This window comes from Xanthomonas sp. CFBP 7698 (assembly GCF_003600855.1).
Taxonomy (GTDB): Bacteria; Pseudomonadota; Gammaproteobacteria; order Xanthomonadales; family Xanthomonadaceae; genus Xanthomonas; species Xanthomonas cannabis.
This window is the reverse complement of sequence record NZ_PRDN01000002.1, coordinates 822458-838867: the sequence shown is the minus strand read 5'-3', so window position 1 is coordinate 838867 and position 16410 is coordinate 822458. Positions and strand designations below refer to the sequence as shown.

Annotated in this window: 24 protein-coding genes; 22 read left to right on the top strand and 2 right to left on the bottom strand. The window is 63.1% G+C overall.

What is annotated here, in order from left to right:
- Position 1 precedes the first annotated feature (1 nt).
- From rplP to XnspCFBP7698_RS11490, 22 genes are all read left to right on the top strand, one after another.
- Complete coding sequence (gene rplP / locus XnspCFBP7698_RS11595; protein WP_003486706.1) at positions 2-415, top strand: 50S ribosomal protein L16; 414 nt, start codon at positions 2-4, stop codon at positions 413-415.
- Positions 415-600 (top strand): 50S ribosomal protein L29, encoded by a 186-nt coding sequence (rpmC, locus tag XnspCFBP7698_RS11590; protein ID WP_003486703.1) that lies wholly within the window; start codon positions 415-417, stop codon positions 598-600. Before rplP ends, rpmC begins: the two co-directional genes overlap by 1 nt.
- A gap of 11 nt (positions 601-611) precedes the next feature.
- On the top strand, positions 612-881 hold the full coding sequence (gene rpsQ / locus XnspCFBP7698_RS11585; protein ID WP_003486701.1) for a 30S ribosomal protein S17: 270 nt from the start codon (positions 612-614) through the stop codon (positions 879-881).
- Between the two features lie 14 nt (positions 882-895).
- Positions 896-1264 carry a 50S ribosomal protein L14 gene (gene rplN, locus XnspCFBP7698_RS11580; protein ID WP_003486699.1) on the top strand — a complete coding sequence of 123 codons (369 nt, stop codon included), beginning with the start codon at positions 896-898 and terminating at the stop codon, positions 1262-1264.
- Between the two features lie 15 nt (positions 1265-1279).
- A complete protein-coding gene (rplX, locus tag XnspCFBP7698_RS11575; protein ID WP_003486696.1) occupies positions 1280-1597 on the top strand; it encodes a 50S ribosomal protein L24 in 318 nt (105 codons plus the stop codon).
- A gap of 11 nt (positions 1598-1608) precedes the next feature.
- Positions 1609-2151 carry a 50S ribosomal protein L5 gene (gene rplE / locus XnspCFBP7698_RS11570; RefSeq protein ID WP_010371090.1) on the top strand — a complete coding sequence of 181 codons (543 nt, stop codon included), beginning with the start codon at positions 1609-1611 and terminating at the stop codon, positions 2149-2151.
- Positions 2152-2169: 18 nt separating this feature from the next.
- A complete protein-coding gene (gene rpsN / locus XnspCFBP7698_RS11565) occupies positions 2170-2475 on the top strand; it encodes a 30S ribosomal protein S14 (protein ID WP_005917137.1) in 306 nt (101 codons plus the stop codon).
- A gap of 203 nt (positions 2476-2678) precedes the next feature.
- Positions 2679-3077: a 30S ribosomal protein S8 gene (rpsH, locus tag XnspCFBP7698_RS11560; RefSeq protein ID WP_010371096.1), complete on the top strand. Its 399-nt coding sequence runs from the start codon at positions 2679-2681 to the stop codon at positions 3075-3077.
- 15 nt (positions 3078-3092) lie between these two features.
- Positions 3093-3620: a 50S ribosomal protein L6 gene (gene rplF / locus XnspCFBP7698_RS11555; RefSeq protein ID WP_104581683.1), complete on the top strand. Its 528-nt coding sequence runs from the start codon at positions 3093-3095 to the stop codon at positions 3618-3620.
- Between the two features lie 90 nt (positions 3621-3710).
- Positions 3711-4070 carry a 50S ribosomal protein L18 gene (gene rplR / locus XnspCFBP7698_RS11550; RefSeq protein ID WP_005993383.1) on the top strand — a complete coding sequence of 120 codons (360 nt, stop codon included), beginning with the start codon at positions 3711-3713 and terminating at the stop codon, positions 4068-4070.
- Between the two features lie 158 nt (positions 4071-4228).
- Positions 4229-4771 carry a 30S ribosomal protein S5 gene (gene rpsE, locus XnspCFBP7698_RS11545; RefSeq protein WP_003486682.1) on the top strand — a complete coding sequence of 181 codons (543 nt, stop codon included), beginning with the start codon at positions 4229-4231 and terminating at the stop codon, positions 4769-4771.
- Positions 4764-4955: a 50S ribosomal protein L30 gene (gene rpmD / locus XnspCFBP7698_RS11540; RefSeq protein ID WP_003486678.1), complete on the top strand. Its 192-nt coding sequence runs from the start codon at positions 4764-4766 to the stop codon at positions 4953-4955. The genes rpsE and rpmD overlap by 8 nt, the downstream gene beginning before the upstream one ends.
- Positions 4956-4959: 4 nt before the next feature.
- Positions 4960-5403 (top strand): 50S ribosomal protein L15, encoded by a 444-nt coding sequence (rplO, locus tag XnspCFBP7698_RS11535; protein WP_003486676.1) that lies wholly within the window; start codon positions 4960-4962, stop codon positions 5401-5403.
- A 7-nt stretch (positions 5404-5410) separates the two neighbouring features.
- The gene (gene secY / locus XnspCFBP7698_RS11530; RefSeq protein WP_039412801.1) at positions 5411-6778 is read left to right on the top strand and encodes a preprotein translocase subunit SecY; all 1368 of its coding nucleotides are present in this window, start codon (positions 5411-5413) and stop codon (positions 6776-6778) included.
- Positions 6779-7110: 332 nt separating this feature from the next.
- Complete coding sequence (gene rpsM, locus XnspCFBP7698_RS11525) at positions 7111-7467, top strand: 30S ribosomal protein S13 (RefSeq protein ID WP_003486672.1); 357 nt, start codon at positions 7111-7113, stop codon at positions 7465-7467.
- Positions 7468-7477: 10 nt separating this feature from the next.
- Positions 7478-7870: a 30S ribosomal protein S11 gene (gene rpsK, locus XnspCFBP7698_RS11520; RefSeq protein WP_003486671.1), complete on the top strand. Its 393-nt coding sequence runs from the start codon at positions 7478-7480 to the stop codon at positions 7868-7870.
- Positions 7871-7885: 15 nt separating this feature from the next.
- Positions 7886-8512: a 30S ribosomal protein S4 gene (gene rpsD / locus XnspCFBP7698_RS11515; RefSeq protein ID WP_002811641.1), complete on the top strand. Its 627-nt coding sequence runs from the start codon at positions 7886-7888 to the stop codon at positions 8510-8512.
- A gap of 53 nt (positions 8513-8565) precedes the next feature.
- Positions 8566-9564, top strand: a complete 999-nt coding sequence (rpoA, locus tag XnspCFBP7698_RS11510) for a DNA-directed RNA polymerase subunit alpha (protein ID WP_002811635.1) — start codon at positions 8566-8568, stop codon at positions 9562-9564.
- A 180-nt stretch (positions 9565-9744) separates the two neighbouring features.
- Positions 9745-10128 (top strand): 50S ribosomal protein L17, encoded by a 384-nt coding sequence (gene rplQ / locus XnspCFBP7698_RS11505; RefSeq protein WP_003486665.1) that lies wholly within the window; start codon positions 9745-9747, stop codon positions 10126-10128.
- 321 nt (positions 10129-10449) lie between these two features.
- Entirely contained in the window at positions 10450-10968 is a 519-nt protein-coding gene (locus XnspCFBP7698_RS11500; protein WP_039413213.1) for a disulfide bond formation protein B, read from the top strand.
- 464 nt (positions 10969-11432) lie between these two features.
- The gene (locus tag XnspCFBP7698_RS11495) at positions 11433-12830 is read left to right on the top strand and encodes a 3-deoxy-7-phosphoheptulonate synthase class II (RefSeq protein WP_104581682.1); all 1398 of its coding nucleotides are present in this window, start codon (positions 11433-11435) and stop codon (positions 12828-12830) included.
- 85 nt (positions 12831-12915) lie between these two features.
- Positions 12916-14043: a mechanosensitive ion channel family protein gene (locus XnspCFBP7698_RS11490; protein WP_104581681.1), complete on the top strand. Its 1128-nt coding sequence runs from the start codon at positions 12916-12918 to the stop codon at positions 14041-14043.
- A 177-nt stretch (positions 14044-14220) separates the two neighbouring features.
- On the opposite strand, the gene XnspCFBP7698_RS11485 is transcribed toward XnspCFBP7698_RS11490, so the two are convergent.
- Positions 14221-15834, bottom strand: a complete 1614-nt coding sequence (locus tag XnspCFBP7698_RS11485; RefSeq protein ID WP_104581687.1) for an amidase — start codon at positions 15832-15834, stop codon at positions 14221-14223.
- A 105-nt stretch (positions 15835-15939) separates the two neighbouring features.
- A complete protein-coding gene (locus tag XnspCFBP7698_RS11480; protein ID WP_104581680.1) occupies positions 15940-16410 on the bottom strand; it encodes a DUF2127 domain-containing protein in 471 nt (156 codons plus the stop codon).

Genomic DNA, 16410 nt, shown 5'->3' with positions numbered 1-16410 from the left:
AATGTTGCAACCCAAGCGAACCAAATATCGCAAGATGCACAAGGGCCGTAATGACGGCCTGGCATGGAGCGGAAACGCCGTCAGCTTCGGCGAATACGGCCTCAAGGCCACGGCGCACGGTCAGCTGACTGCGCGCCAGATTGAAGCAGCACGCCGCACGATCAGCCGCCATGTCAAGAAGGGCGGCAAGATGTGGATCCGTGTGTTCCCCGACAAGCCGATCACCAAGAAGCCGATCGAAGTCCGCATGGGCTCCGGTAAGGGCAACGTGGAGTACTGGGTCGCGCAGATTCAGCCGGGCCGCATGATCTATGAAATCGAGGGGATTCCCGAAGAGACCGCACGTGAGGCATTCCGCCTTGCCGCTGCCAAGCTCTCGGTGACGACCACTTTCGTGACCCGGACGGTGCGCTGATGGATATCAAACAACTCCGCGAAAAGTCGGCTGACGAACTGAAGGCCCACCTGACCGACCTGCGTAAGGAGCAGTTCTCGCTCCGTATGCAGCAGGTCACCGGCCAGCTGCCGAAGACCCACGAAACCCGCCGGGTGCGCCGCGAGATTGCTCGCGTCAAGCACCTGCTCGGCAGCACCAAGTAAGGACGGCCGCGATGAGCGACAATAACGAAAAGCAAACGCTGCGCACGGTCGAAGGCCGTGTCGTCAGCAACAAGATGGACAAGACGGTCACCGTGTTGGTGGAGCGCCAGGTCAAGCATGCTCTGTACGGCAAGTACATCAAGCGCTCGACCAAGCTGCACGCACACGATGCCGACAATGCCTGCAATGAAGGCGATGTCGTGCGCGTAACCGAAATTGCTCCGATGTCCAAGACCAAGAACTGGCGGGTGGTGGAAATCGTCACCCGTTCGGCCGAATAAGGGAGATCTGAATCATGATCCAGATGCAGAGCTACCTCGATGTCGCCGACAATTCGGGTGCCAAGGAAGTGATGTGCATCAAGGTGCTGGGCGGCTCCAAGCGCCGCTACGCACACATCGGTGACATCATCAAGGTGACCGTCAAGGACGCCATTCCGCGTGGCAAGGTCAAGAAGGGCGAAGTCTACGACGCCGTCGTGGTGCGTACCCGCAAGGGTGTGCGCCGTCCCGACGGTTCGCTGATCCGCTTCGATGGCAATGCCGCTGTGCTGTTGAACAACAAGCAGGAGCCGATCGGGACCCGCATCTTCGGGCCGGTGACGCGCGAGCTGCGTTCCGAGAAGTTCATGAAGATCGTCTCGCTCGCTCCCGAAGTGCTGTGAGCGGAGGACATACACATGGCTAACCGTATCAAGAAGGGCGACCAGGTCGTCATCAACACCGGCAAGGACAAGGGTAAGCAGGGTGAAGTGGTGCGTGTGGACGGCGATCGCGTGATCGTCTCCAACGCCAACGTCATCAAGCGCCACACCAAGCCGAACCCGCAGGCGGGTGTCGCCGGCGGCGTGGTCGAGCGTGAAGCGTCGATCCATATCTCCAACGTCAATATCGTCAACCCGGCAACGGGCAAGGGCGAGCGCGTTGGCTTCAAGGTGCTGGAGGATGGACGCAAATTGCGTGTGTTCCGCTCCAGCGGTGAGGCGCTCGACGCCTGAGGAATGAGATCATGAACACTCGTCTCGAAAAGTTTTACAAGGAAAACGTGGTGCCGGCCCTGATGAAGGAATTCGGCTACACCAATCCGATGGAAGTGCCGAAGCTGGTCAAGGTCACGCTCAACATGGGTGTGGGCGAGGCGGCTACCAACAAGAAGATTCTGGAAAATGCGGTCGCCGACATGTCCAAGATCTCCGGCCAGAAGCCGGTGGTCACCAAGTCGCGCGTTTCGGTCGCATCGTTCAAGATTCGTGACGGTTGGCCGATCGGCTGCAAGACCACCTTGCGTCGCGCCAAGATGTACGAGTTCCTGGATCGCCTGATCAACATCTCGTTGCCGCGCGTGCGCGACTTCCGTGGTGTGTCCGGTCGCTCCTTCGACGGTCGTGGCAATTTCAACATGGGTGTGAAGGAACAGATCATCTTCCCGGAAATCGACTTCGACGCCGTCGACGCGATCCGCGGTATGGATATCGCCATCACCACCACCGCCAAGACGGATGCGGAAGCGAAGGCGCTGCTGGCAGCGTTCAAGTTCCCGTTCCGTAACTGACCATAGAGGACATCCGAAATGGCAAAGACCTCCATGATCCACCGCGACATCAAGCGCGCGAAGCTGGCCAAGAAGTTCGCCGGCAAGCGTGATGCGCTGAAGAAGATCCTCTCCAGTCAGGATGCGTCCTACGAAGAGAAGATCGATGCGTCGACCAAGTTGCAGAAGCTGCCGCGCGATTCGTCGCCGAGCCGCCACCGCAACCGTTGCGAGCTGTCGGGTCGTCCGCGCGGCGTCTACCGCAAGTTCGGTCTGGGTCGCAACATGCTGCGCAAGGCCACGATGAACGGCGACGTTCCGGGCCTGCGCAAGGCAAGCTGGTAACAGCAGCCGGCCGCTCGCGGCCGGTTTGAGCAGGATTGTTCTGTTCAACAAGGGAGTCCGACGCAAGTCGGGCTCTTTTGTCGTATACTTCCGCTTCTGTCTTGCCCGTGCGGGTATGACGTGGCGTCAAAGGTCCTGGCCCATCCCCAGGAAAACACAAGATTTTCGCGAAAGCGGATATCGGTGCACTCAAAGGTACTCATATGAGCATGACTGATCCCATCGCCGACCTGCTGGTTCGCATCAAGAATGCGGCCGCGGTTGGTAAGCAGACGGTGAAATTGCCGTCGTCCAAGATCAAGGTTGCGATCGCCCAGGTCCTGAAGGACGAGGGTTACATCACCGACCTGCGCGTTACGGCCACCGAAAACAACAAGTCGGAGCTGGAAATCGTGCTGAAGTATTTCGAAGGCCGCCCGGTCATCGAGACCCTGAAGCGTTTCTCGCGCTCGGGTCTGCGCCAGTACCGCGGCAAGACCGAGCTGCCCAAGGTCCTGGGTGGCCTGGGTATCGCCATCATCTCCACGTCGAAGGGCATCATGACCGATGCGCAGGCTCGCGAAGCCGGCGTTGGTGGTGAAGTCCTGTGCTTCGTGGCCTAAGGGAAGGAATCGAACATGTCCCGTGTAGCCAAGAAGCCTGTGTCCCTTCCGAAGGGTGTTGAGCTCAACGTCCAGCCTGAGCTGGTCAGCGTCAAGGGCCCGAAGGGCACCCTGACCCTGCCCAAGCCGGTGGGTGTGGAAATCTCCATCGATGGCGACGTCGCCACGCTGTCGGCCAATGATCCGTCGCAGATCGCCATCACCGGCACCGTGCGCGCCATCCTGGCCAATATGGTCAAGGGTGTGTCCGAAGGCTTCGAGCGCAAGCTCGAGCTGGTCGGCGTCGGTTACCGTGCCGCCATGCAGGGCAAGGATCTGAGCCTGGCGCTCGGCTTCTCGCACCCGTTGGTGTTCGTGGCGCCGGAAGGCATCACGCTGTCGACCCCGACCCAGACCGAAATTGTGGTCCAGGGTGCCGACAAGCAGCGCGTTGGCGAAGTCGCCGCCAAGATCCGCGGTTTCCGTCCGCCGGAGCCCTATAAGGGCAAGGGTGTGAAGTACGCCGGTGAAGTCATCATTCGCAAGGAAGCCAAGAAGGCGTAAGGCAGGTCCCTCTGCTAGGAGCCCGGCCATCCATGGCCGGACTTCTCAATGCACAGCCTGTCTTCCTTCAGCTTCCGTAGGACACTTATCATGAGCATCAACAAGAATATTGCCCGCCTGCGTCGTGCCAAATCGACCCGTGCACACATCCGTGAGCTGGGCGTCGCCCGTCTGTCGGTGCTGCGCACCGGTCAGCACCTGTACGCGCAGGTCTTCACTGCCGACGGCTCCAAGGTGATCGCTGCTGCGAACACCCTGCAGGCCGACGTCAAGGACGGCCTGAAGAACGGCAAGAACAGCGATGCGGCCGTCAAGGTCGGCAAGCTGATCGCCGAGCGCGCCAAGGCTGCTGGCATCGAGAAGGTCGCCTTCGACCGCTCGGGCTATCGCTATCATGGCCGCATCAAGGCGCTCGCCGACGCAGCTCGCGAAGGCGGCCTGCAGTTCTAAGTACTGCTGCGGATGTGGTCATTGATTACATTCGCGATACCGCCGGCAGGGAGATGCCGGACCGACCCGTTCTTTTGCAGCGGCATCGGGATCACCGCGTGACTCCACAACCATAAGCGGCTTCGAGCCGTACATACTCAATCAATCAAGGAATCAAGATGGCAGAAGAACGTGCACCGCGGGGTCGTGATCGCGACCGTAACCGCGAAGAGAAAGTCGACGATGGCATGATCGAAAAGCTGGTCGCGGTCAACCGCGTCAGCAAGACGGTCAAGGGCGGCCGCCAGTTCACCTTCACCGCGCTGACCGTGGTCGGCGATGGTCTGGGCAAGGTCGGTTTCGGTTATGGCAAGGCGCGCGAAGTGCCGGTTGCCATCCAGAAGTCGATGGAGCAGGCGCGCAAGAACCTGGCCACTGTCGATCTGAATAACGGCACCTTGTGGCATGCCGTCAAGTCGGGCCATGGCGCAGCACGCGTGTACATGCAGCCGGCTTCGGAAGGTACGGGCGTCATCGCAGGCGGCGCCATGCGCGCAGTGCTGGAAGCGGTCGGCGTCAAGAACGTGCTGGCCAAGGCTGTTGGTTCGCGTAATCCGATCAACCTGGTCCGTGCAACCCTGAAGGGTCTGTCGGAAGTGCAGTCGCCGGCGCGTGTTGCGGCCAAGCGCGGCAAGAAGGTGGAGGAGCTCAACCATGGCTAAGGACACCAACAAGACCGTGAAGGTGCGCCTGGTGCGTGGCCTGCGTGGAACCCAGTCGCGTCACCGTCTGTCGGTGCGTGCGTTGGGCCTGAATAAGCTCAACGATGTGCGTGAACTGAAGGACAGCCCGCAGGTGCGTGGCCTGATCAATACGGTTCACTACCTCGTCAAGGTTGAGGAGTAATCCCATGACTCTGCGTCTTAATGACCTCAAGCCCGCCGATGGCGCACGTACCGAGCGTACCCGCGTCGGTCGTGGTATCGGTTCCGGCCTCGGCAAGACCGCTGGTCGCGGTCACAAGGGTTCGTTCGCTCGTAAGGGTGGCGGGAAGATCAAGGCCGGCTTCGAAGGCGGCCAGACCCCGATGCAGCGTCGTCTGCCGAAGATCGGTTTCCGCTCCAAGATGGCGCGCGACACCGCTGAAGTGTTGTCGTATCAGCTGGACAAGCTGGACGCCGGTGATGTCGATTTCGCAGCGCTGCGTGCGGCCAATCTGGTCCCGAGCCGCGCCAAGAAGGCGAAGATCGTGCTGAAGGGCGAGCTGAGCAAGAAGTTCGTACTGAAGGGCGTTGCGGCAACCGCAGGCGCCAAGGCAGCAATCGAAGCTGCCGGCGGCAGCGTAGAGGAGTAATCGGCAGATGGCGCAGGCTGGCATTGGTAACCTCGGTGGCGGGCTCGGCAAGTTCACGGAACTTCGCCAGCGGCTGCTGTTCGTCCTCGGGGCATTGATCGTCTATCGCATCGGCTGCTATGTGCCGGTGCCGGGCGTGAATCCCGATGCCATGCTTTCGTTGATGCAGGCGCAGGGCGGCGGCATCGTGGACATGTTCAACATGTTCTCGGGCGGCGCCCTGCACCGTTTCAGTATTTTTGCGTTGAATGTGATGCCGTATATCTCGGCGTCGATCGTGATCCAGTTGGCCACGCACATCTTTCCCGCGCTCAAGGCGATGCAGAAAGAAGGTGAGTCCGGCCGACGCAAGATCACCCAGTATTCGCGTATCGGTGCGGTGCTGCTGGCAGTGGTGCAGGGCGGCAGTATCGCGCTGGCGCTGCAGAATCAGACCGCGCCGGGTGGCGCTCCCGTCGTGTATGCGCCGGGCATGGGTTTCGTGCTTACCGCGGTAATTGCGTTGACCGCCGGTACCATCTTCCTGATGTGGGTTGGCGAGCAGGTGACCGAGCGTGGCATCGGTAACGGTGTATCGCTGATCATCTTCGCGGGCATCGTGGCGGGCCTTCCGTCTGCTGCGATCCAGACGGTCGAGGCGTTCCGCGAAGGCAATCTGAGTTTCATCTCGCTGCTGTTGATCGTCATCACCATCCTGGCGTTTACGCTGTTCGTGGTGTTCGTCGAGCGCGGGCAGCGGCGGATCACGGTCAACTACGCGCGCCGCCAGGGCGGTCGCAATGCGTACATGAACCAGACCTCGTTCCTGCCGTTGAAGCTCAACATGGCCGGCGTGATCCCGCCGATCTTTGCATCCAGCATCCTGGCATTCCCGGCGACGCTGTCGATGTGGTCGGGTCAGGCGGCGTCGGGTAGCGGTGTGGGCTCGTGGTTGCAGAAGATCGCCAACGCGCTGGGTCCTGGCGAGCCGGTGCACATGCTGGTGTTTGCGGCGCTGATCATTGGTTTTGCATTCTTCTACACCGCGCTGGTGTTCAACTCGCAGGAAACTGCCGACAACCTCAAGAAGTCGGGCGCGTTGATTCCGGGCATCCGTCCGGGCAAGGCGACGGCCGACTATGTGGATGGCGTGCTGACCCGTCTGACCGCAGCCGGCTCGTTGTATCTGGTGATCGTCTGCCTACTGCCGGAAATCATGCGCACGCAGCTCGGCACTTCGTTCCATTTCGGCGGTACCTCGTTGCTGATTGCGGTGGTGGTGGTGATGGACTTCATTGCCCAGATCCAGGCGCACCTGATGTCGCATCAGTATGAGAGCTTGCTGAAGAAGGCCAACCTCAAGGGCGGCTCGCGCGGCGGTCTGGCGCGCGGTTAAGTGGTACACTAGATCTTCATTACGTGAAGACGGCCTGGTTCCCGGGCCACGATCTTCCGATCAGAAGGGCGGCTCGCGCGACGTCTCGCGCGCGGGTGTGACGGGGTGGTCCTGTGCGGGAGTAGCACAGGCGATTCGGAGAGGTTTTCTGGATCAACACCGTCCGGCGCCGGAGCGAGGGCACACTCCCCACGCCGGGTCCATGGAACCTCTGGTTCCACGGGCTTCAAAGCAATCCGAGGCCTTGCTATAATTCCGAGTTCACTTTTGATCCATCCTGCCGGATGGCGCCTGGGCGCTGTCGGGCCATCACTCAGTTGGAGAATCGCGTCATGGCGCGTATTGCAGGCGTCAACCTGCCAGCCCAGAAGCACGTCTGGGTCGGGTTGCAAAGCATCTACGGCATCGGCCGTACCCGTTCGAAGAAGCTCTGCGAATCCGCAGGCGTTACCTCGACCACGAAGATTCGTGATCTGTCCGAACCCGAAATCGAGCGCCTGCGCGCCGAAGTCGGCAAGTATGTCGTCGAAGGCGACCTGCGCCGCGAAATCGGTATCGCGATCAAGCGACTGATGGACCTGGGCTGCTATCGCGGTCTGCGCCATCGCCGTGGTCTCCCGCTGCGTGGTCAGCGCACCCGTACCAACGCCCGCACCCGTAAGGGTCCGCGCAAGGCGATCAGGAAGTAAGGGATAGATCATGGCCAAGCCAGCAGAAAAGAAAACGAAGAAGAAGATCAAGCGCGTCATCACTGACGGCGTCGCTCACGTCCACGCTTCGTTCAACAACACCATCGTCACCATCACCGATCGCCAGGGCAATGCACTGTCGTGGGCTACGTCCGGCGGCGCCGGTTTCCGTGGTTCGCGCAAGTCGACCCCGTTCGCTGCTCAGGTTGCCGCCGAAAAGGCTGGCCGCGCTGCGCTCGATTACGGCGTGAAGTCGCTGGAAGTACGTATCAAGGGTCCGGGTCCGGGCCGTGAGTCGGCCGTGCGTTCGTTGAACAACGTGGGCTACAAGATCACCAACATCATCGACGTGACGCCAATCCCGCACAACGGGTGCCGTCCGCCGAAGAAGCGTCGCGTCTAAAGGGAGCGATAAGAAATGGCTCGTTATATCGGTCCTACCTGTAAGCTCGCCCGCCGCGAAGGCGCCGACCTTTCCCTCAAGAGCCCGGCGCGTGCGCTGGACTCCAAGTGCAAGCTTGAGCAGAAGCCCGGCCAGCACGGCGCGGCTCGCAAGGGCAAGCTCTCCGACTACGCCACCCAGCTGCGTGAAAAGCAGAAGGTCAAGCGTATCTACGGTCTGCTGGAACGTCAGTTCCGCAACTACTACAAGAAGGCCTCGACCAAGAAGGGCAACACCGGCGAGAACCTGCTGCAGTTGTTGGAAACCCGTCTGGACAACGTGTGCTACCGCATGGGCTTTGCAGTCACCCGTCCGGCCGCGCGCCAGCTGGTGTCGCACCGTGGCGTGCTGGTCAATGGCAAGTCGGTGAATCTGGCCTCGTACCAGATCAAGGCTGGCGATGCGATCACGCTGTCGGAAAAGGCACAGAAGCAGCTCCGCGTGCAGGAAGCCCTGACCGTGGCTGAGCAGCACGACATGACGCCGTCGTGGGTTGAAGTCGATTCGAAGAAGTTCAGCGGCGTGTTCAAGGCCGTTCCGGATCGCGCTGACCTGCCTTCGGATATCAACGAAGCGCTGATCGTCGAGTTGTATTCGAAGTAATTCACATTGGAGAGCCTCCGGCATTGCCGGAGGTTCGCAGGAGACCCCGCAACATGACGGTTACCGCCAACCAGGTTCTGCGCCCCCGTGGTCCGCAGATCGAACGTCTTACCGACAACCGTGCCAAGGTCGTGATCGAACCCTTGGAGCGCGGTTACGGGCACACGCTGGGCAATGCCCTGCGTCGTGTGTTGTTGTCGTCGATCCCCGGTTTTGCGATCACCGAGGTCGAGATCGACGGCGTGCTGCACGAGTACACCACGGTCGAAGGTTTGCAGGAAGACGTGCTTGACGTCCTGCTGAACCTGAAGGATGTGGCCATTCGTATGCACAGTGGCGATAGCGCCACGCTGTCGTTGTCCAAGCAGGGTCCGGGCACGGTCACTGCGGCCGACATCAGGACCGATCACAACGTTGAGATCATCAACGGCGACCACGTGATCTGCCACCTGACCAAAGACACCGCACTGAACATGCGCCTGAAGATCGAGCGTGGGTTTGGCTACCAGCCGGCTGCTGCGCGTCGTCGTCCGGACGAGGAGACCCGTACCATCGGTCGCCTGATGCTGGATGCGTCGTTCTCGCCGGTGCGTCGCGTTGCTTACGCCGTGGAAGCTGCACGCGTCGAACAGCGTACCGACCTCGACAAGCTGGTCATCGATATCGAAACCAACGGCACGATCGATGCCGAGGAAGCCGTGCGCACCGCCGCCGACATCCTCAGCGATCAGCTGTCGGTGTTCGGCGATTTCACCCACCGCGATCGCGGTGCGGCCAAGCCGGCTGCCAGCGGCGTGGATCCGGTGCTGCTGCGCCCGATCGACGACCTCGAGCTGACCGTGCGTTCGGCCAACTGCCTGAAGGCCGAGAGCATCTACTACATCGGCGATCTGATCCAGAAGACCGAAGTGGAGCTGCTCAAGACCCCGAATCTGGGCAAGAAGTCGCTCACCGAAATCAAGGAAGTGCTGGCACAGCGCGGCCTTGCACTGGGCATGAAGCTGGAGAACTGGCCGCCGGCCGGCGTCGCCCAGCACGGCATGCTTGGTTAATGCATCAAGGCATGGGCGTCTTCGGGCGCCCATGCTGTTTTTTACATCGACGGGCCAGAGCCCGCGATGACATCCGGTCAAAGGACGTCCGGCTCGGACCAACCGCAGTCCATTCAACAGCGCCAGGATGGCGACAACGTCTCTCAAAGCAGTCTCAACATTCTTTAGGAAATCACACTCATGCGTCACCAGAAATCCGGCCGTAAGTTCAACCGCACCAGCGCGCACCGCGAAGCCATGTTCCGCAATATGGCCGCTTCGCTGTTCAAGCACGAGCTGATCAAGACCACCTTGCCGAAGGCCAAGGAACTGCGTCGCGTCGCCGAGCCGCTGATCACCATCGGCAAGGTCGATGGCGTTGCCAATCGTCGTCTGGCGTTTGCCCGCCTGCGCGACAAGGAAGCAGTGGGCAAGCTGTTCGTCGAACTGGGCCCGCGTTACGCGACCCGTCCCGGCGGCTACCTGCGCATCCTGAAGGCCGGCTTCCGTGCCGGTGACAATGCGCCGATGGCGTATGTCGAGCTGGTCGACCGTCCGGTCGTGGCAGAGGAAGTGGCCGAGTAATCGGATCGCACCTGCAGGATTCTCGAAAAGCCCGGCTGATGCCGGGCTTTTTGTTTGGCATGTACTTGGCATGTGCGGCAGGTGTCCGTCAGCGCGTTTAGGATGCTGCGCGAGGGGTATTGCCCTGCTCCGTACGTGGACTGCGGGCGCGTTTGGGGTGCGTGCCGTCGATCGCCAGAGCGCAGTGGCCGGATGCAGACTGAGTCGTCAGGCTGGCCTGCGGCGTTCTTCGCAGCATGCGACGGGGCACGTGGAGGCATGCGTGGTCACGGCCGCGGCGATGACTGATAATCGGGGCTCGAACCTAGGCAAGCAGTAACGATGAATCCATTTCGTTGGGGTTTTCGGGCGCAGTTTCTGTTGGGCTTTCTCGCGTGTGCAGGACTGCTGGCCTATGCGATCTATGTGCAGTTGCACCTTGGACTCGAACCATGCCCGCTGTGCATCTTCCAGCGCATCGCGTTTGCCGCCCTGGCCGTGTTCTTCCTGCTGGGCGCGTTGCACGGGCCGCGGCGCGCTGGGGCGCGCAAGGTCTACGGGGTGTTGAGCTTCATTGCGGCAGGCGTGGGCATGGGCATCGCGGCGCGGCATGTCTGGGTGCAGATCCGCCCCAAGGACATGATGTCGTCGTGCGGTCCGCCGCTCAGCTTCCTGAGCGAGACGATGGGGCCATTTGAAGTGTTCCGTACCGTGCTGACCGGCACTGGTGACTGCGGCAACATCGATTGGCGTTTTCTGGGCTTGAGCATGCCGATGTGGAGCATGGTCTGGTTTGTCTCGCTTGCGCTGTGGGCGCTGTATGCCGGCTTCAAGGCACGACGCAGCTCGGTTCACCACTGACGCGTGGTGTGCGGTTGAATGTATGGCGGTAGCGGCCGGAGCCTGGCGGCGGAGGCCTGCCACTGAACTGAAAACGCGGTAGCCCGTGGTTGCCCCGCGCTTTAGCACAGACGGTATTCAGCTCGGTGATCTGCGGGGCGGTAGCTTCGGCGACGATGGTGGCGGCCGAGACGGAGGACGGCAGGATGGAGGCGATGGGAGCGGAGAGCGTGCAGGGGGCAGGGCGGTCGCACGATTGACCAGTGGGAGGATGTGTAACCCTTAACCTTGTGCTCCAGAGCGGTGTTGGCGTAGATGGGAAGTCGTGCCCGCTGTGGGCGCTTTGCCTGCCGTTCAGTCGCGTCCGCCGTAGCGGTGCAGGTTCTGATAGCGACGGCGCCCGATGCTGGCGGCGGACTTCGCATCGCTGCTTTGCCTGACGCGCCCGGCTCTGCCACCATCACGGGCTGTCCAGGAGCCTCGTCATGAATCTTTCCGCCCCAACTTCCGTTTCCGATGCCGCTGCCTCGTCGTGGGCGCCCGGCAGCTGGCGCGGCAAACCTGCGCTGCAGCTGCCGGTGTATCCGGACCAGGGCGCGTTGCAGGCGGCCATGGACGAGTTGGGACAGCTGCCGCCGCTGGTGACCTCATGGGAGATCTTCGCGCTCAAGCGCCAGCTGGCCGAAGCCCAGGAAGGCAAGCGCTTCCTGCTGCAGGGCGGCGACTGTGCGGAAAATTTCAGCGATTGCGAATCGGGCACCATTTCCAATCGTCTCAAGGTGCTGCTGCAGATGAGCCTGGTGCTGGTGCACGGCCTGCGCCTGCCGGTGGTAAGGGTGGGCCGCTTTGCCGGGCAATACGCCAAGCCGCGCTCGGCCGATACCGAAACCCGTGATGGTGTGACCTTGCCGAGCTATCGCGGCGATGTGATCAATGCGCCTGCCTTCACCGAGGCGGCACGTGTGCCCGATCCGCGCCGCATGATCACCGCGCATTCGCGCTCGGCGATGACGATGAATTTCGTGCGCGCCTTGATCGACGGCGGCTTCGCCGACCTGCACCATCCCGAGTACTGGAATCTGGACTGGGTGGGCTATTCGCCGCTGGCCGCGGACTACCAGAAGATGGTGGCTTCGATCGGCGATGCGGTGCGCTTCATGGAGACCTTGTCCGGCTCGGAGGTGTACAACCTCAATCGCATCGACTTCTACACCTCGCACGAAGCGCTGCTGCTGCCGTACGAAGAAGGCCTGACCCGGCAGGTGCCGCGCCAGTGGGGCTGGTTCAACCTCAGCACACACTACCCGTGGATCGGCATGCGCACCGCGGCGCTGGATGGCGCGCACGTGGAGTACCTGCGCGGCGTGCGCAATCCGATCGCGATCAAGGTGGGGCCGTCGGTGCAGCCGGACCAACTGCTGCGCCTGATCGATGTGCTCAACCCCGAAGACGAGCCGGGACGTCTGAGCTTCATCCATCGCATGGGTGCGGCACAGATTGCCGAAAAACTGCCGCCGCTGCTGGACGCGGTCAAGCGTGACGGGCGCCGCGTGCTGTGGGTGTGCGATGCGATGCACGGCAATACCGAGAGCACCGGAAATGGCTACAAGACCCGGCGTTTCGACAATATCCGCAGCGAAGTGGAGACCTCGTTCGACCTGCATGCGGCAGCCGGCACGCGGCTGGGCGGCGTGCATCTGGAACTCACCGGCGAAGATGTCACCGAGTGCACCGGTGGCGCGCGCGAGTTGACCGAGCGCGATCTGGAGCGCGCGTACCGCTCCAGCGTGGATCCGCGGCTGAACTACGAACAGTCGCTGGAAATTGCGATGGCAATCGTGCGCAAGCAGCAACAGGTGGCGTCGCAACCGCTGGGCGCATGAGCGGCGTGTGCGCATGACGTGACGCTCATGCCGCTTGCGGCATGCTCTGGCAGCCATCCCTCTCTCCCCCCACAGGAGGAACGGTTTGACTGCCGATTGGAACGTCATCCGCGAATACGCAATCCCGCTTGGCGCCGCGCTGCTGGCCGGTGCTGGCACCTGGGCGCTGATGCTGTGGCTGTTTCGCCGCATGCAGGGCCGCGACTACCGCCGTGCGCGCATCATCCGCGTGATCACGCTGCCGGCGGCGTTCATCCTGCCGCTGTTGTTCCTGGGTGTTGCCACCGAGGCCACGCCGCTGACCGGCAAGGCGCTGGCGGCAGTGCAGCATCTGTTGCATGTCGGCATCGTCGGCTGCGTAACCTGGTTGCTGGTGCGCGCGGTGGCGGCCGGCGAAGCGGCGATCCTGCGCAGCAATCCGATCGAAGTCTCCGATAACCTTACCGCCCGACGCATCCAGACCCAGACGCGGGTGCTGAGCCGCGTCGTGATGGGCACGGTGATCCTGCTTGGCATTTCGGTAGTGCTGCTGGGCTTTGAGCAAGTACGCCAGATCGGCAAGACCTTGCTGGCCTCGGCCGGCATCATCGGGCTGGTGGCCGGTATTGCGGCAAAGCCGGTGTTCGGCAACCTGATCGCCGGATTGCAGATCGCGCTGACCCAGCCGATCCGTCTGGACGACGTGGTGATCGTCGAAGGCGAGTGGGGCCGTATCGAAGAGATCGGCAGTTCGTATGTGGTGGTGCGGATCTGGGATGAGCGGCGCATGGTGGTGCCGCTGACCTGGTTCATCGAAAACCCGTTCCAAAACTGGACGCGCGCCAGTGCGGACCTGCTCGGCACCGCGTTCCTCTGGCTGGATTACCGCACGCCGATCGCGGCGGTGCGCGCGGAACTGGAACGCATCTGTCAGAGCGAGCCGCTGTGGGATGGCCGCGTCTGCGTCACCCAGATCACCGATACCAGCGACAACACCATCCAGGTGCGATTGCTGGTAAGCGCGCGCAATTCCGGCGATGCGTTCGATCTGCGCTGCCTGGTGCGCGAACGCATGATCGACTTCCTGACCCGCGAGCACGCCTATGCGCTGCCCAGGATCCGCGCCGAGATTGCGGCGCAGGAAAAGCCGGTGTCGCGTGCCGCAGAACCGATCTCGCCAGAGAGCGTGCGTTCGCCGGGTGCGGAAGACGGCGAGCCTGCGGCATCGATCTAGCGTTGCCGGCAGACATGCCTAATCGCGTCGGTGTGCGTTGGCGGCCAAGCGGTTCCATGCTGCGCATCGGACGGACGACGGTGCGCAGCTGCCTGGGCGGCAAGAAGCGCGACAGCCGGGTGAGGCTGTCTCATGGCGTCGATGCCCATACCTCCGCCACGTTGCCTTGCGATGCGGTCAGTCGGCCGTCTTCGGTTGCGATGCGCCCGGTGCCGCCGGCGGTGCGCTCGGCGCGTAGCCGGGCGCGAACCGCGCGTGGCTGCGTTGCTCGTAGGCATAGGCCAGTTCGATCAGGCGCGGCTCGCTCCAGGCAGCGCCCATGAACAGCAGTCCGAGCGGCAAGCCTCGGGTCTGCCCCATCGGCACGCTCAGGCTTGGATACCCGGCCACTGCCGCGGCGCCGTAGCCGGCACCGGGAAAGGTGTCGCCCTTGCCGAGCGTGGTGACCCAGGCGGCGCCGGTGGTCGGCACGATCAGGGCGTCCAGACGGTCGGCCTTCAAGGCCGCGTCGATGCCTTGTTCGCCGGCGAGCCGTCTGGCGCTGGCACGCGCGCGCAGATAGCCCGGGTCCTCCAGGCTCGGGGCAGCCTGCGCCTGCTCGAACAACTCCTGGCCGAAGTAAGGCATTTCGCGCTGCGCATTGGCGCGATTGAAGGCAATCAGGGCCTCCAGATCCTTGACCGGCGCGGCATGGCTGCGCAGGTAGGCATTCAAGCCGGCCTTGAATTCGACCAGTAAGACCATCTGCTCAGCAGCATCCCACTTGCCATCCGTGACCAGGGCAGTCTCAACCACCGTGGCACCTGCCGCGCGCAAGGTCTGTACGGCGCGATCCAATGCGGCGGCGATCGCGGGATCCTCGCGCAGTGGATTGCGCAGCAGGCCCAGGCGCGCGCCGCGCAGGCCGTCGGGTTTGAGGTGGGCGAGATAGTCTGGAGTGGACGACGGCGCAGTGCGCGTGGCCGGGTCCTGCGGGTCGGGTGCGACGATGGCCTGCAGCAGCGCGGCCGCGTCGGCCACGCTGCGCGTCATCGGCCCGGCAGTGTCCTGGCTGGCCGAGATTGGAATGATGCCGTCGCGGCTGACCAGGCCCACCGTCGGCTTGAGTCCGACCAGGCCATTGACCGCGGCCGGGCAGGTGATGCTGCCATCGGTTTCGGTGCCGATGCCGAGCGTGGCCAGGCTGGCGGCGATCGCCGCGCCGGTGCCGGCGCTGGAGCCGCACGGGTTACGGTCCAGCGCATACGGATTGCGGGTCAGCCCGCCACGGGCGCTCCAGCCGGAACTGGACTGGGTGGAGCGGAAGTTGGCCCACTCGCTCAGGTTGGTCTTGCCCAGGATCACGGCGCCGGCGGCCCGCAGGCGCTGCACCAGGAAGGCGTCGCGTGTCGGGCGGAACCCGGCCAGGGCCAGCGAGCCGGCACTGTTGACCATGGGCAGCGCATCGATGTTGTCCTTGAGCAGCACCGGAATGCCATGCAGCGGCCCGCGCACGCGGCCGGCGCGGCGCTCTGCATCCAGCGTGCGCGCATCGGCTTCGGCCTGCGGATTGAGTTCGATCACGGCGTTGAGCTGCGGGCCGGCGCGGTCGATGCTGGCGATCCGCTGCAGATAGCCGCGCGTCAGCGCCAGGCTGGTGGTGCCGCCATCGCGCATGCGGGCCTGCAGGCCGGCGACATCGGCATCGACCAGATCGAGCGTAGTGGTAGACGGGGCGGCTGCGGCTGCCGGGCGTGCCGGGTCATCGGCATGCGCGCAGCTGCACAAGGCCAGCAACAGCGCAAAGGACAGGACGGTGGATCGCATGGATGGTCTTCCCCGGGAACTGTCCGCAGGCTAACGGCGCTGCGTCGGGGTGACAACGGATAAGACGTGCCCGCAGACGGGCAGGGCGGGTCAGCGGCGCCGACGCCGGACCAGATCGCGCGCCAATACGCCGACCACGATCAGATTGATCGCCAGCACGGCCCAGGCGGTCCAGCCGGGATGGCGGACGATGGCGTAGATATCGAAAGGCAGATAGATGGCCGCCGACAGGCAGCCCAGCACCGAGGCCCAGGCCCGGGCACGCCACAGGCCCCACGCTTCGACCACATGCAGCAGGCCATAGGCCAGCATGGCCGCGGCAGCCAGGTGTACGGCATCGGGGTTGATGGTCTTGAGCAACGACGGCAGTGCGCCGTGGTCGGGGTCCAGATTGAAACGGCGGATCAGCGTACTGACCGCATGCTGCAACGGAAGCGGGCCCAGAATTTCCAGGCCCGTCGCCGCCAGCAACGCAAGCGCGCCCTTGACCGCCTCCAGCAAGGCGATCGCGTGGAGGCCCGGATGCGCGCGCGCACCCGGGCTGTAGGGCGTGTTGCTCAC